At 46.8% G+C, this 14,296-nt stretch carries 17 protein-coding genes; 9 read left to right on the top strand and 8 right to left on the bottom strand.

What is annotated here, in order from left to right:
* Nucleotides 1-48 precede the first annotated feature (48 nt).
* From KTO58_RS24320 to KTO58_RS24300, 5 genes are all read left to right on the top strand, one after another.
* Nucleotides 49-957, top strand: a complete 909-nt coding sequence (locus tag KTO58_RS24320; RefSeq protein WP_095836910.1) for a CPBP family intramembrane glutamic endopeptidase — start codon at nt 49-51, stop codon at nt 955-957.
* 51 nt (nt 958-1,008) lie between these two features.
* Nucleotides 1,009-1,242: a putative signal transducing protein gene (locus tag KTO58_RS24315; protein WP_095836911.1), complete on the top strand. Its 234-nt coding sequence runs from the start codon at nt 1,009-1,011 to the stop codon at nt 1,240-1,242.
* Nucleotides 1,243-1,275: 33 nt separating this feature from the next.
* Complete coding sequence (locus KTO58_RS24310; RefSeq protein ID WP_095836912.1) at nt 1,276-2,157, top strand: phosphatidate cytidylyltransferase; 882 nt, start codon at nt 1,276-1,278, stop codon at nt 2,155-2,157.
* 150 nt (nt 2,158-2,307) lie between these two features.
* The gene (locus tag KTO58_RS24305; RefSeq protein WP_095836913.1) at nt 2,308-2,958 is read left to right on the top strand and encodes a phosphatidylserine decarboxylase family protein; all 651 of its coding nucleotides are present in this window, start codon (nt 2,308-2,310) and stop codon (nt 2,956-2,958) included.
* 20 nt (nt 2,959-2,978) lie between these two features.
* On the top strand, nt 2,979-3,191 hold the full coding sequence (locus KTO58_RS24300; protein ID WP_095836914.1) for a hypothetical protein: 213 nt from the start codon (nt 2,979-2,981) through the stop codon (nt 3,189-3,191).
* A gap of 170 nt (nt 3,192-3,361) precedes the next feature.
* Here KTO58_RS24300 and KTO58_RS24295 read toward each other — a convergent pair whose 3' ends face one another.
* A complete protein-coding gene (locus KTO58_RS24295) occupies nt 3,362-4,057 on the bottom strand; it encodes a YjjG family noncanonical pyrimidine nucleotidase (protein ID WP_095836915.1) in 696 nt (231 codons plus the stop codon).
* A 106-nt stretch (nt 4,058-4,163) separates the two neighbouring features.
* Between KTO58_RS24295 and KTO58_RS24290 the strand changes: the two genes are divergently transcribed.
* The 3 genes from KTO58_RS24290 (at nt 4,164) to KTO58_RS24280 (ending at nt 7,778) form a co-directional block, all read left to right on the top strand.
* Nucleotides 4,164-4,868 carry an SDR family oxidoreductase gene (locus KTO58_RS24290; protein ID WP_095836916.1) on the top strand — a complete coding sequence of 235 codons (705 nt, stop codon included), beginning with the start codon at nt 4,164-4,166 and terminating at the stop codon, nt 4,866-4,868.
* 158 nt (nt 4,869-5,026) lie between these two features.
* Entirely contained in the window at nt 5,027-6,985 is a 1,959-nt protein-coding gene (locus KTO58_RS24285) for a BatD family protein (protein ID WP_095836917.1), read from the top strand.
* A 22-nt stretch (nt 6,986-7,007) separates the two neighbouring features.
* A complete protein-coding gene (locus KTO58_RS24280; RefSeq protein WP_095836918.1) occupies nt 7,008-7,778 on the top strand; it encodes an SH3 domain-containing protein in 771 nt (256 codons plus the stop codon).
* A gap of 20 nt (nt 7,779-7,798) precedes the next feature.
* Here KTO58_RS24280 and KTO58_RS24275 read toward each other — a convergent pair whose 3' ends face one another.
* The 7 genes from KTO58_RS24275 to KTO58_RS24245 all read right to left on the bottom strand — a co-directional run bounded on the left by KTO58_RS24275 (nt 7,799) and on the right by KTO58_RS24245 (nt 13,522).
* Nucleotides 7,799-8,566: a LytR/AlgR family response regulator transcription factor gene (locus tag KTO58_RS24275; protein ID WP_095836919.1), complete on the bottom strand. Its 768-nt coding sequence runs from the start codon at nt 8,564-8,566 to the stop codon at nt 7,799-7,801.
* A 48-nt stretch (nt 8,567-8,614) separates the two neighbouring features.
* On the bottom strand, nt 8,615-9,316 hold the full coding sequence (locus KTO58_RS24270; protein ID WP_095836920.1) for a sensor histidine kinase: 702 nt from the start codon (nt 9,314-9,316) through the stop codon (nt 8,615-8,617).
* A gap of 331 nt (nt 9,317-9,647) precedes the next feature.
* Nucleotides 9,648-10,358, bottom strand: a complete 711-nt coding sequence (locus KTO58_RS24265) for a response regulator transcription factor (RefSeq protein ID WP_095836921.1) — start codon at nt 10,356-10,358, stop codon at nt 9,648-9,650.
* Nucleotides 10,359-10,425: 67 nt separating this feature from the next.
* Nucleotides 10,426-11,445, bottom strand: a complete 1,020-nt coding sequence (locus KTO58_RS24260) for a sensor histidine kinase (RefSeq protein ID WP_095836922.1) — start codon at nt 11,443-11,445, stop codon at nt 10,426-10,428.
* Nucleotides 11,442-11,969 carry a gliding motility lipoprotein GldH gene (locus KTO58_RS24255; protein WP_095836923.1) on the bottom strand — a complete coding sequence of 176 codons (528 nt, stop codon included), beginning with the start codon at nt 11,967-11,969 and terminating at the stop codon, nt 11,442-11,444. Before KTO58_RS24255 ends, KTO58_RS24260 begins: the two co-directional genes overlap by 4 nt.
* Nucleotides 11,959-12,834 (bottom strand): YicC/YloC family endoribonuclease, encoded by an 876-nt coding sequence (locus KTO58_RS24250; RefSeq protein WP_095836924.1) that lies wholly within the window; start codon nt 12,832-12,834, stop codon nt 11,959-11,961. Before KTO58_RS24250 ends, KTO58_RS24255 begins: the two co-directional genes overlap by 11 nt.
* Nucleotides 12,835-12,919: 85 nt before the next feature.
* A complete protein-coding gene (locus KTO58_RS24245; RefSeq protein WP_095836925.1) occupies nt 12,920-13,522 on the bottom strand; it encodes a pseudouridine synthase in 603 nt (200 codons plus the stop codon).
* A 56-nt stretch (nt 13,523-13,578) separates the two neighbouring features.
* On the opposite strand from KTO58_RS24245, the gene KTO58_RS24240 reads away from it, so the two are divergent.
* Nucleotides 13,579-14,289: a Crp/Fnr family transcriptional regulator gene (locus KTO58_RS24240; RefSeq protein ID WP_095836926.1), complete on the top strand. Its 711-nt coding sequence runs from the start codon at nt 13,579-13,581 to the stop codon at nt 14,287-14,289.
* Nucleotides 14,290-14,296: the final 7 nt, after the last annotated feature.

Raw genomic sequence — 14,296 nt, 5'->3', positions numbered from 1 at the left:
GTTTAGCGCTGTAAATTTACGCAAATAATAATACAGTAAATCGCTACTATGACCGGTCGTCTAAAGCAATATCCTCTTTCTTTACAGTTAATAACATTCGTAGGCTTATTCATTGCCTTTATACTTTTGTACCTGACCTTCTTAAACACTGTATTTCCGGCTATCAGCGGCTATACGTTGATCGAACTACAGAATGGTAACAGTGCAGATACTAAAGTTGTCGGCTATCTGAAATTAACACAATTTTTATACACTTTCGTAGTTTATTTGGTGCCTGCCGTCCTTTTTGCCTGGTTAATGGATAAGCGTCCCTTCACCTGGCTGCAGCTCGATCATACTCCACATTTGCTGCCCGCCGCACTTGCCATACTGGTGATGTTAAGTGCATTACCACTGGTCGCTTTCTCTTCAGAATGGAACCAGCACTGGCCTATATCTGAAAGTGCGCGTGCTCTTGAACAACAGGCAGAGGTACTTACCCGTACGATGCTCAATATGCCTCATATTGCGGATCTGCTCATTAACTTGGTCCTGATAGCTATACTTCCTGCTATAGCGGAAGAGTTGTTCTTCCGCGGTGTGCTGCAACAGCTGTTCACCCGGGCTTTTCGTTTCGGCTGGATCGCCGTGCTGGTAACTGCTATACTTTTCAGTGCCATACATGGCCAGATGCTAGGATTCATGCCCAGGCTCATTCTGGGTTTTCTGCTTGGTGCCATCTACCTGCTTACCGGCAATCTGTGGCTGAGCATTATCGGGCACTTCCTTAACAATGGGATGCAGGTAGTCGCCTACTATCTGTTCCAGCATAAAATAATGCTGACAGATCCTACCAAAGAACAATCAGTAGCCTGGTATAGCGCCCTGATAAGTGTCGCCTTTACGATTATACTGTTACGTTTGCTGGAAAAGAAATCACCACGTCGGCTGTCTCCTGCTCTGGAAGACGAGCAATAGCGCTTTCTCTGAAAATTGTAACTTGCCACTTTATTTTTATTAATCAGTATTATGGAAAAAGATTGGGTTAAAGTTTTTGAAAGCAACCAGCCCTTCCGGGCAGAAGTAGTAAAAGGACTCTTATTAGAACATGGTATCAATGCTGTGCTGGTGAACAAACAAGATTCCTCCTATATGATCGCACTTCCCGGACTGGCCGAAATATATGTGCACATCTCCCAACAGGTAGAAGCGATCAGATTAATGGCAGCCTCAGAAGGAGGCGAAGAATCTGAACAAGCATAGTTCGTTTAGGCGTTAACAGATCATCGTTCATACATGAAGACATTTTTCACCCGCACCGCTACTGCTGTTGTATTCGTAGCCGTCATGCTGGCTGGTATTTTATGGAGCCCTTTTTCTTTTTTCCTGCTCTTTTTTCTAGTCAATTTCTTTGCCTTGCAGGAATATTTCAAATTGATCCGGCGTATTGATCCCGAATATGGCACCGTTTCTACCTGGCATAAGTATGGCGTACTGGCCGCGAGCTGTGCTATATTAATGGCCTTCACCGGCGAACACTTCCAGTCTTCCTCCCTGTCGCTGGGATTCCTGGGATGGTGGCTCTCCATTTTTTTCCTGATGGTATTGCCTATGGGAGAGATACTGCTGGGCAAAGATTTTTCACTCAAAAACATGGGATATTCTGCACTAGGGTTGCTATATATCACCATCTCGCTGGGGTTGCTTACCCATATGTGTCTCGAATACAAGGTATTTCACTTCACGGCTGACCATATTGGTACCGGTCCCGGATGGCTGATCCCATTGTTGCTCATCATATTTATCTGGATCAACGATACTATGGCCTATATTATCGGTTCTCTGATCGGCCGTACGCCATTTTTTCCCTCCATTTCTCCTAAGAAGACCACCGAAGGTTCCGTTGGGGGTATGATAGTGGCCGTGTTGGCGGCGGGGGTATACGGCTATTACTGGGGGCAGCAATACCTGGCACTACAGCATTGGCTGGTGCTGGCAGGCATCGCTGCTATATTCGGTACGGCTGGCGATCTGCTGGAGTCTAAGCTGAAACGTATGGCAGGGGTAAAGGACTCCGGTAATATCATGCCCGGACACGGTGGCTTCCTTGACCGCTTTGACTCCCTGCTACTGGCAGCACCGTTTGCCTGGATATACTTACGTTCTTTTATGATGTAGCATAACAAACTAAAAATCAATGTCATAAATATTAATGATCGCCTTTTTGTTAATGGCGTTCCGTTAAAACATTCATTCTTGCTAACTTCGCATCGGATTGTTCATCAACAACCTGACTTTCCATCAAACTAAACTAACAATCAAGACAACATGAAAATCCATCGTGAAGGATCGGGAACCATAACACTTACCTTCCTGGCGCTGGCCATTCTTAATGTGGCGGTGTTTTATTTTACAGCATCTCCGGCGCTGAGCTGGGGTATCCTGATCTTTTCTGTGATCCTCTTTCTGTTCATTGTCTCTTTCTTCCGTATACCCACGCGGGATATGAAGCAGGACGACACGCTGGTCATCAGTCCATGCGATGGTAAAGTGGTGGTGATAGAAGAAACTTTCGAGCCGGAATATTTTAAGGACAAACGGCTACAGGTGTCTATCTTCATGAGCCCTGCCAACGTGCATGTGAACAGGAACCCGATCAGCGGTGAGGTAAAGCTCTCCCAGTATCATGCCGGCAAATACCTGGTAGCCTGGCATCCGAAGTCTTCTACAGAGAATGAACGCCATTCTGTTGTTATTGGCAACGGCAAAGCCGATATCCTGGTCCGCCAGATCGCCGGTGCGCTCGCCCGCAGGATCGTCAACTACCTTAAACCTGGTATGCAGGTAAGACAGAACGAAGAGTTAGGTTTTATCAAGTTCGGTTCCCGGGTGGATATCTACCTGCCTATAGGTACTCCTGTCTCAGTAGAACTGGAGCAGGTAGTAAAAGGTGGCATGACCGTTATCGCAAAACTTTAATCACATTAAATACCTACCGGATGAAAAAATCGATGCTGACTACAGCTATTGCCCTGCTCCTTACCGGATCTACTTTTTCCTTCGCACAGGACAAAGGCAAAAAGGCTGATTGCAACAAAAAGAACGGGAAAAACTGCTGTAAAAAAGAGCAGGTAGCCAAAGGGAAATCCTGCTGCCAGCAACCCAGTAGAATAGCCGCGCTTAAAGCCAGCAAACCGGTAAAATCAAGGTAGTTACAATTTTTAATACATAAAAGAAGGGCGATCACTGCAATAGTGATCGCCCTTCTTTTATACGTATGATTGGTATCGTTACAACTAATTGGCGAGCAATACATTATGCTCAGGTCCACCTTTCCCTTAATATTCCTGTATCTATCCTATATCATTCCTATACCCAAGGCTTACAGGATACGTTTCAACTCACTCAGACAGTTGATCGTATAAGTCGGTTGTACTCCCATTGCTGGTACCAACGGGTTAAAATATACCTGGTCCATGCCCGCTTCCCTTGCACCCAGGATATCTATCTCCAACGCATCACCGATCATGATGCTTTCACTCACATTGGTGGCTGCCTTGTTAATGGCATAGTCAAAGATCTCCCGGTGTGGTTTCAGGCTACCCGCTACTTCAGAGGTGATCACGTGGGTAAAATAACTGTCGATCCCGGAGTTTCTCATTTTCAGCAACTGTGTATTCTCAAATCCGTTGGTGATGAGGTGCATCGGGTAGTTTTTACTCACCAAGTAGTCCAATACTTCTATCGCGTAAGGGAACAGTGCTGTTTTAGTTGGTAAGATCTCCAGATATGCTTCGCTCAGTTTATTGCTGAGGGCTTCGTCTCCGATCTTAAAATCAAGTAATGTCATACGGAAGCGTTTGGTACGCAGGTCATTACGATTAATGAGTCCTTTCCTGAAACGGTCCCAGAGTTTATCATTATAGCCGGTAAACACTTCCAGGAAAGCTTCAAAACTAGGTACGCCCCGTTGCACCAGGTTGTGCGCCACATACAGTTCCCGCAGGGTCAGCTGAGAGTTGGTCTCAAAATCCCACAGCGTGTGGTCCAGGTCGAAAAATATATGTTTATATGCCATGATCTTATTTGAAGGGGCAAAGATACGAAAGCCACCCCCGATTATCCGGCTGATCTTTCCCGTTTCGTGTTTTCTCCTTATTTTCCGGCTCTATAACAGACCAGCTATGAATGCAGTAATAACAGGAGCCAGTAAAGGCATCGGAAAGGCTATCGCTGAGAAATTGGCAGCAGAGGGCTTCAATATTGCCATATGCGCACGCAATGCGGCAGCACTGGATACTACGCGCGACACCATACGGCAGATCAATCCGGCCATAACCCTTATAGCCGATCAGGTAGATATGGGCGACAAAAAAGCAGTATTGTCTTTCGCGGATAAGATCAACGGTACATTTGACGCAGTAGACATACTGGTTAACAATGCCGGCATTTTCGTACCGGGGGCGTTGCACCAGGAGGAAGACGGATTGTTGGAAAACATGATGTCTGTCAACCTTTTCGGGGCGTATCACCTTACCAGGCGACTGCTTCCGGCTATGATCACCCGGAAAAAGGGGCATATCTTTAACTTATGCTCTACTGCCAGCTACAAAGCCTATCCTAACGGCGGCGCCTACAGTGTTACCAAATTTGCATTGCTAGGATTTTCTCAGAACCTGCGGGAAGAACTGAAACCCCACGGGGTAAAGGTGACGGCGTTAAGTCCTGGCCCTACGCTTACTGCCTCCTGGGATGGTTTTGAAGGCCCTCCTGATCGTATGATGGAAGCTGCAGATGTGGCCAATATCCTGTGGAGTACCTATACACTGGCTGCGCAGACTGTAGTCGAGGAAATTATCATGCGGCCGATACTGGGAGATATCAATTGATTATTTCTCCCGACAATACCCACGTCCCTTGCTTATGGGCACAACATTTACACTACCGCCAGCTGCCATCCGCTTCGGGCACGAACTTCTTTAACTAACTTTTAACGGGATTTCGGCCGCCACCGCGCCCGCTTTGGTTAAATTTGTTACTACGCGATATGAAGGTCAAATTTGTCAGTACAGGGAAATTGCTACTATCCCTTTTGTTTTGCCTGGGCACGGTCATCCATACATATGCCCAGGAGCTCCGCTTCGTTACTAATGTAAGCAGTACACACGTGGCGGTAGATGAACCCTTCCAGATCCAATTCATGCTGGAAAATGCCTCTAATGTCTCCAGCTTCCAGCCTCCATCCTTTAAAGATTTTGATATCCTTCAGGGTCCCTCTCAGATGGAAGGTACTTCTATCGTCAATGGCAGGCGCTCCGAGTATATTGCCCTTATATATGTGATCCAGGCCAAACGTTCGGGCAACTATACCCTGCCCGGTGCTGTCGCCAGGGTGAACGGTAATATGATCCGTTCCAATCCTGTCACCATTGAAGTAAGCAGGGGACAAGGAGGGAATACAGGACCAGCCCCCATGCCAGTTCCTCACAGCGGTCGCAACACCGAACCGGATAATATGCCGGAAGATGTACTGCGCAACGGAGAAGATGTGAATCAAAAACTGCGCAGGAACATCTTCGTTAAGATCGATGTAGATAAGACTACGCTGTATGAAGGTGAGCAGTTAACGGCTACCTACAAACTATATACCCGCTTACAAACGAATTCTGCCGTTACTAAAGTGCCGGCGTTCAAAGGGTTTTCAGCCAAAGATATCGAACTACCCAATCCCCCACAGGCCACCGAAGAACGCCTGAATGGCCAACTCTATAAAGTATTTACCATCCGGAAGACCTTACTTTTCCCACTTCAGTCAGGTACCCTGGAGCTCGATCCTGTAGAGGTAGACAACCAGGTACGACTGGTTAAAATGGTAAAGGGTAGTAATGCCAACCGCAAACGTCCGCGGGATATCTTCGATGAATTCTTCGGTGACAATGGGAAGGACCCGTTCAGCGATCCGTTCTTCGATGACTTTTTCAACCGTCCGGAAGTCGCTTATGAAGTAGTCCCTTATAAAACACAAAGTCCGGTCGTGAAGGTTACGGTTAAACCGTTGCCCATAGACAACCGGCCGGCCAGTTTTAACGGCGCTGTAGGGAATTTCTCTATGACTGCCACTGTCGATAAGAACAGTCTGACCACTGATGATGCACTTACACTTAAAGTGAATATCAGCGGTACCGGTAATGTCAACCTGCTGAATCCTCCTAAAATAGAAGTGCCAGCCGGTTTTGAAAAGTACGATCCTAAAGTATCAGACAATATAGAGAAGAACAGCAATCCACTTTCCGGCTCCCGCCAGTTCGAATTCGTATTAATGCCTACCGAAGCAGGCGACAAAACGATCCCTCCGGTGGAATTCTCCTATTTTGATCCTACTTCCGGCAGTTATAAGACCTTACGTTCTGCTCCATTCAATATAAAAGTAAGTGCCGGCAAACAGGTGAAGAAGGAACGGGAAGACTTCAGCCTCGATAAAAATGAGCTAGCGCCGATACGCACCGGCTTACAGCAATGGCATAAGTCTACTGCTTTCCTCATCGAAAGGCCCTGGTACTGGATATTATTGCTGCTGCCGGTACTGGTGCTGCTTGGATTGTTCTTCAACAGGCGTCGTCAGGAATTCGCGCTGAATAATGCGACCCAGCTGAAATACCGTTATGCCAATAAGGTGGCATTAAAACGGCTGGAACTAGCAGCCCGGTATCTCAAAGAAGGTAAGGAAAAAGCCTTCTATGAAGAGACTTCGCGCGCTGTCTGGGGATATCTCAGCCACAAACTGCATATTCCTTTTGCAGACCTGAGCAAACAGATCATCCAGGAACATCTGGCACAACGACATATAAACGGGCAACATACCGCACAATTATTCGAATTACTCGACAATTGTGAACTGGCGTTATATGCGCCTATGCAGAACACTAAAATGCAAGGTACTTATCAACAAGCCGTGGAGGTGATCAGCGGCCTGGAAAAACAATTGGCTGCTACTGCCAATGTATAACCGTCATAGCAAGTCACAACGTATGAACAGATTCATCGCAACAATATTCAGCCTGCTGCTCCTGGTAATAACCAGCAGCGTACAGGCACAACAGACATCTCCACAGGCATCATTTGACAACGCCAATAAGTTATACCAGCAGAAAAAGTTCAGTGAAGCAGCCACTGCCTATCAGCAACTGATAGATGCAGGTTATACTTCCCAGGAACTGTATTTCAATGCAGGTAATGCCTACTATAAAGCCAATCAAACCGGACTAGCTGTTTATAATTTCGAAAAGGTATTGCTCCGGGACCCTGATAATGCGGGAGCCCGTCATAACCTCGCCCTAGCTAATCAACGGGTAGAAGGATATATTGCTCCGTTGCCGTTACTTTTCTTCCAACGCTGGTGGATACATTGGCAACAGCTGCATAGTCCTAATGGCTGGGCCACAGGTGCGCTTGTATTATTCTGGATCTTTGCGGTGGTGCTGGGATTGTATCTCTTCGCTAATCGCTTCCGTCAGCATACAGGCATCCGCTGGAGCTCCTATGTCGCTGGCACTTTATTCGGCGTTTATTTATTGATGAGCATAGGAGCATATGCCGGCGCGCACAGTCATCATACCGGTATTATCACTGTCGAGTCTGTGAAGATGAAGACAGCTCCTGACCAGCATAGCAAGGAGCTACAGGATATAAAAGGTGGTATGAAGGTAGAAGTACTGGACAGCACCAGCGATTTTTGTAAGATAGAGCTGGCGGATGGTAAGACTGGCTGGATCGCCTGTGCAGCGATCAAACGATTATAAAAATATGCTACGGCAGATCATTACTCGGTATGCCGGAAACCAAATTCCGCGGTATGTTTTAAGAAGGCAGCCTTCCGGTTGCGTGCCAACGGGATACGCTCTCCATTACTCATAATAATCTCTCCGCCATCTCCCTTGATGTATTTCTCCATGCGGGCTTCATTGATCAGATAACTGTTGTGTACCCGTAAGAATCCTCTGTTACCCAACGACGCCTCTATATCTTTCAGGCTGCGGGAAATGATCAGTGGTTGTTGTTCGGCATGCACATATACATGCGTCATCGCGCCGGCAGACATGCAGTATACAATATCCCCTGTCTGCAACATCCGCCATCCGTTGGCAGTTGGTAAACTGATACGTCCACCGACTTCAACCTGGCTTTGCAACAACTGCAGGAGGGACGGGACTTTATTGCCGGCGACAGGAGGTTGGTTGATCGCTTTGTTAACCGCCGCTATCAATTCATCTTTATCTACTGGTTTCAGGAGGTAGTCCAATGCCCGGTGCCGGATGGCCTGTAATGCATATTGATCATAGGCAGTTGTAAATATCACGGAAAAGGGGAGGGGAAGGGCCTGGCAACATTCCAATAATTCCATTCCGCTCATCCCCGGCATTTCTACGTCCAGGAAAAGTAATTCGGGCTGATATTTGCCGATCGCTTCCAGCGCGGCTATCCCATTGGAACAGATGGCTTGTACGTTCACTTGAGGACAATAACGGGCTATTAATAATGCAAGGACTTCTCCACAATGTTTTTCGTCATCTACAATGATAGCTCTCATCACACTTACTTTAGTTGTTCAAGGATTCGTAACGGGTCTTTGGGTCTATTATACCGCCATAGATTGGCGACTGATCATATGTTGCATGCAGATCCGGGTCTTATTTCCGCAATGCCGTTCTGTTTCATCATACGTAGGAATCGCATTTACCGTTGCCTCCAGGTGATAACGTCCGCTCATCATTTGCAGACGTTCTGCCGCGATCAGCACACTATCCGGATGATAGGATGCACCTTCAGGTGCAGCGCCTGTTGCTGCTACGCCATTATCTTCCACCAGTATTACCAGGGCTTCTTCTTCTTTGTCGATAATGATCCGTAGCAATCCACCTTGTTTCTGCGGTCGTCTTAAAATATGTCGCCAGATAGCTTCCTGTACATATGGTTGGATAATAAGCGGAGGTACCAGGGTAAACTGTGCACACACTTCAGGTTCTATCAGCACTTCGTAATGGAATTGGGGTTCAAACCGCAACTGCTCCAATTGCAGGTACAATTCCAATGCTTCCAGGTCATCCTGTAAGGTGATCCATTCCTTGTTGAAATTACCTATCATCATCCGCATTAAACGGGAAAAACGGGTTAGGTATAGGGATGCCAGTTCGGTACTGGTAGTAAGGATATAATGGTGAATGGCATTCAGGCTATTGAAAATGAAATGGGGGTCTAACTGGGCCTGGAAAGCGTGTCGCTCCAGATCCGCCAGGGTTTGCCGTAGTGTGATCTCTCTTGCTGCCTTATAGCGGATCATCCGCTCTCTTTGGAAAAAGAGCAAACTGATAAGAATAAGACTACCTAAAAAAGTCAACCAGTACGGCCATCCTGCAACTGCAAATATATTAATATACAATCGCAATACAGATAAGGCTTACATTAGGGTTTTGCTGTATGATGATGCACTTGTTAAATATCGTGTAAATACCCCGGTCGGGAAAGGATGAGTTATTATGAGGCTGGTTTTACCGGGCAACTGGAGACAAACAAAGGGTAAATGGTAATTAAATACGCAAAGCCCGCCTTTTGCGTAATTGCAAGGGAAAAGAGGTAAAAAAACATAGGACCGGCATATCACCGGTCCGGATTTATGCTTCTGTAAATTTATATCCAACTCCTCTTACTGAATGGAAGTAACGGGAGTTGCGGCTATCTTCTTCGAAGTACTTACGGAAATTAAGGATGAAATTGTCGATGGTACGTGTTGTAGGATATACATTGTATCCCCATACCACCTGCAGTATCTTCTCTCTGGTCACTACTTCCCCCTTATTCTCTATCAACAACTTGAGTAACATCGTTTCCTTTTTGCTCAATTCATAATGTTTACCATCCTTTCCTACACATTCCTGGGCGGCAAAGTCAATTACATTATCGCCGAACCGGTATACATTGGGAACGCTGTCCTTATCCTGTATGCGTTTATTCTTGACGATCAGTTTTTCTACCCGGAGCAACAGTTCTTCCAGGTTGAACGGTTTGGTCATATAATCATCGCCTCCTTTCTTCAGTCCCAATACACGATCCGCGCTGCTGTTGCGGGCACTCAGGAAAAGGATAGGTACTTCATTATTCTGTATCCGGATATTCTCACATACGGCAATACCATCCATTTCCGGCAGCATTATGTCCAGTATGATCAGGTCGAAATATTCATTTTTGACTGCTTTCAATGCAGCCGTTCCGTTATCTGCTGCTGTTACTTCGTAGCCTTCCAGCTCCAGATTAAGCTTTAATGCTTCCTGTAAGTTCTCTTCATCCTCCACCAGCAGTATAGATGCTTTCGTTGCTTCCTTCATAAAAATGATTCAGTTGTACTGTGATGTATTACGTACCAGGCAGCCGCTGTATGTTCAACAAGCTAATTTACGCTGTTTGAATGGAATATACAGGCCAGACGATTTCAAAACAGGCGCCGGATGGTCCTGCATCCTTTACTGTGATGACACCTCCATGCTGCTGTACGATCTTTTGTGTCAGGAAAAGTCCCAATCCAGACCCTTTGGATTTGCGGGTATTTTCATTTCCTATACGATAGAACTTCAAAAATATACGTTCTTTCTCTTCCTCCGGTATACCCGGACCTTCGTCGCTCACCTGCAGTTTAAGCTGTTTACCCATCTGTTTTAATGTGACGGTAATGCCTGTATGCCTGGGAGAATATTTGGCTGCATTTTCCACAAGATTACTCAGTACAATCTGCAGCATAAGGCGGTCACCGCGCAGCCACACACCCGGCTGTATATCTGTGGTAATGATATGATACTGTAACCTGGACTGTAATTCTTTGATCCCCGACTGCAACAGCGTGGTATAATCCACATCCTCGAGGAAAAGATGATACTGTTGTGTTTCAAACTGCGCGGCCAGCAGGATATTGTTTACCAGCTGATCCAGGCGGTTGGTTTCGCGGATGGTGTTTTCCAGCAGTTTTTGTTGCCGGTCCTCATCCAGCTTGTGCTTACGTAAGGTTTCCAGGTTGAGCTTTGCTGCTGCAATTGGCGACTTTAGTTCATGTGTCACTGCCATCATAAAGTTCTGCTGCTGACGGGTCAGTTTCATATGTTTCCACACGGCCCGATACACAAAAAACGCGCCTAACAATATGATTCCCAGAAAGGTAGCCCCTTCTCCGAAGAACTTGAAGGAACGCATTTCCTCATCCCTGCTTATCCGCTTCAATTCCAGTTGATACGCTAAAGGGCGGCTTTTCTTATCTGTCCGCAACTCCAGGTTCTGTTTTTCAAAACGGCTGATCTGTTCACTCTGCATAAACAGTAAGATACCCCACCATACCAATGCCAGTATCGTGTAAGCCAGTACTATGAAATAGATGGTAGATACGACCTTACCATCCTGCATCCGGTGAAATAGCTTTCTGATCATTGCCGTAAGCCGGCTTTCTCAATCCGCAGACCAGCATTCATCATGTAAGGAAGCGGATTCTGCCGCATATTTTGTTGAAAAGTGAATCGGTAGGTACCCGGTTTATTCAATATCGCACGCTCCTGGATAGGGATACGATGTTCATAGATATCATCCAGCCCGCTGCCCAGCCACTTGCCGGATACATCCGCCAGCGGTAGTTCAACGCGCCGCTCGACAGCACTATCTCCGGGAAACTGCGTGCTTACCAGCAACCACACATTGCTGAACGGATAGGCATCCGTATGGCGAATATTTACATACAGATTGTATAGATAAGCCGTATCTGCCGGCTCAATCGTTACCTCAAATGTCGGCTTGTAATCATAAGACCATTCATGCCCGGGAATCTCCAGATTCTTTTCATAGGCATCCATTTTTGGTGGCTTACAGGACGCAAATAATCCGCATACTGCAGTAATGGCCAGGCAGGCGCCCAATAACAGCCTGCCATATCCGAAGTGATTCTCCTTGCTATAAGACATTTAAAACTTGTTCTTTTGCTTTTTCCAGTTCGTCCTTCATGAGCACTACCCATTGCTGAATACCGGCATCATTCGCCTTGGAACCGGTCGTGTTGATCTCCCGGCCTATCTCCTGCAACACAAACCCCAGTTTCTTTCCTTTCGCGGGATCTGCTTCCCGGAGTATGTCTTTGAAGTAACGACAATGATTTTCCAGACGTACCAGCTCTTCAGAAATGTCCAGTTTCTCCAGATAAAAGATCAGCTCCTGCTCCATGCGGTTGGCATCGACATTCTCCTTACCGACGTATTCCGCCAATAACCCTTCCAGCCGCTGACGCACCTTATCCTTCCTTAAAGGATCCAGCTCCCGGACTTTAACACAGAAAGATTCAATATTATTGATCCGTTGCATCAGGTCAGCTTCCAGCATTAACCCTTCGTCCTGCCGGTGCGTATCCAGGTCCTGCAAGGCTATTGCAATCACGGATTCTACATGCCGCCATTCCTCCTCGGATATCTGCTCGGTAGCAGGAGCAATCACCTCCGGCAATTTCATCAGCACGTTCAGCATATCATCTTTAGGCAAGGATAACTCATCTGCCATTTTGGTAATGGATTCAAAGTAATACTTGGCCAGTTCGGTATTTACTACTACAGGGCGGGTAGCGCCATTCTGCCGTATGTTGATGGAAGCGTCCAATGTACCACGCAACAATACCTGCTGCATCTGGTTACGTATATCAAACTCATATGGTTTCAATAACGGCGACATCTTAAGGTTCACCTCAAACTGTTTCCCATTCAATGATTTGATCTCCGCTACGATCGTGGTCTCTCCTTTTGTTATTTCAGCCCTTCCGAAGCCGGTCATTGATTTCAGCATAATTGAGTTTTGTAAGTAACAAACCTAGCTAAATTAGGTCAAAGCGCAAAGAAACCGCATTGCCTCTTTATGAAGTCCTCCACACCTACCTCCGGGCGGCGGTGCCAAACAACTCCCGCATCACCGCTTCGTGTTGCAAGAGGCGCATATCCCCGGGTTGCATCCCGGCTATATGGAGTCCTTCCATCCGGTAGCGGATCAGCCGCAGCGTAGGAAAACCTACCGCCGCTGTCATCTTCCGTACCTGCCTGTTCTTCCCTTCCTGCAATACCATCTGTATCCAGGGAGCCGGTATATTCTTACGAAACCGGATGGGCGGGTTGCGTACAGGCACTTCCGGTTCCGTGTCAAATATCGACGCCTTACAGGGCCGGGTACGGTACAGTTTGCCATCTACGTTAATGTCTACACCTTTTTCCAGCTGATTTACCGCAGCCGGTGTAACGGCACCGTCTACCTGAACCCAGTATTCCCGCTCATGCGCAAAAAGCGGATTCAATAAACGATGGTTAAGCGTCTTATCATTCGTTAGCAATAGCAGCCCTTCACTGTCATAATCCAGCCGCCCTACGGGATATACATCCCTTGGTACGTCAAAATAGTCTGCCAATGTTTGCTTGTTCCCTTCCGGGCTGAACTGGGTAAGCACCTGGTAAGGCTTATATATTAGGTAATATTGAAGTGTCAACAGTCCTTAGCTTTTGGTTAGCGATCCTTAAAGTCGTAAATTTGCAGGAACCAGATATGAGCACACCTTTTCATAATCCCGGCTGCCAACAATGCAAAGATCGCATTTCCTCCGTTTTCTGTAAAGCGGAGAATGGTAACTTGGAAGAGATCGAAGCCGCTAAAGTGTGTGCCCTCTACAAAAAAGGCCAGATCATCTTCCACGAAGGCGCCTATCCATTCGGGATCTACTGCATCAATTCCGGCAAGATAAAGTTATCACATAGTGGCGACGATGGCAGAGAACAGATCATCCGCCTCGTTAAAGCCGGCGATATAGTCGGTTATAAAGCCCTTCTCAGCGGAGAAAGATATACTGCTACTGCTATCGCACTTGAAGACGCCTCCGTCTGCTTTATTCCAAAAGACCTCTTCATGAGCATCCTTCAGAAAGATGCCAGCCTCTCTTTCGAAATGATGCGTATCCTGTCCAGTGAACTCAGAAAAGCAGAACTCCGCATTACACACCTCGCTCAAAAACCCGTTCGCGAACGCCTGGCGGAAACCCTCCTCTTCATCAAAGAGACATACGGCCTCGAAGAAGACGAGCAAACACTCAACGTCCGCCTCTCCAGGGAAGAAATTGCCAACCTCGTAGGCACCGCTACAGAATCTGCTATCCGCCTCCTCTCTGAATTCAAAAAAGACGGTATCATCGAACTGCAAGGCAAAAAGATCCGCCTGCTCAACTATGATGAACTGATCCGCACCGCCAACCTCCAGGATTAACCTTCGC

Origin of the sequence: Chitinophaga pendula (assembly GCF_020386615.1) — a bacterium.
GTDB lineage: Bacteria > Bacteroidota > Bacteroidia > Chitinophagales > Chitinophagaceae > Chitinophaga > Chitinophaga pendula.
The sequence above is the reverse complement of the archived record's forward strand: the minus strand, read 5'-3'. Positions and strand labels throughout refer to the sequence as shown.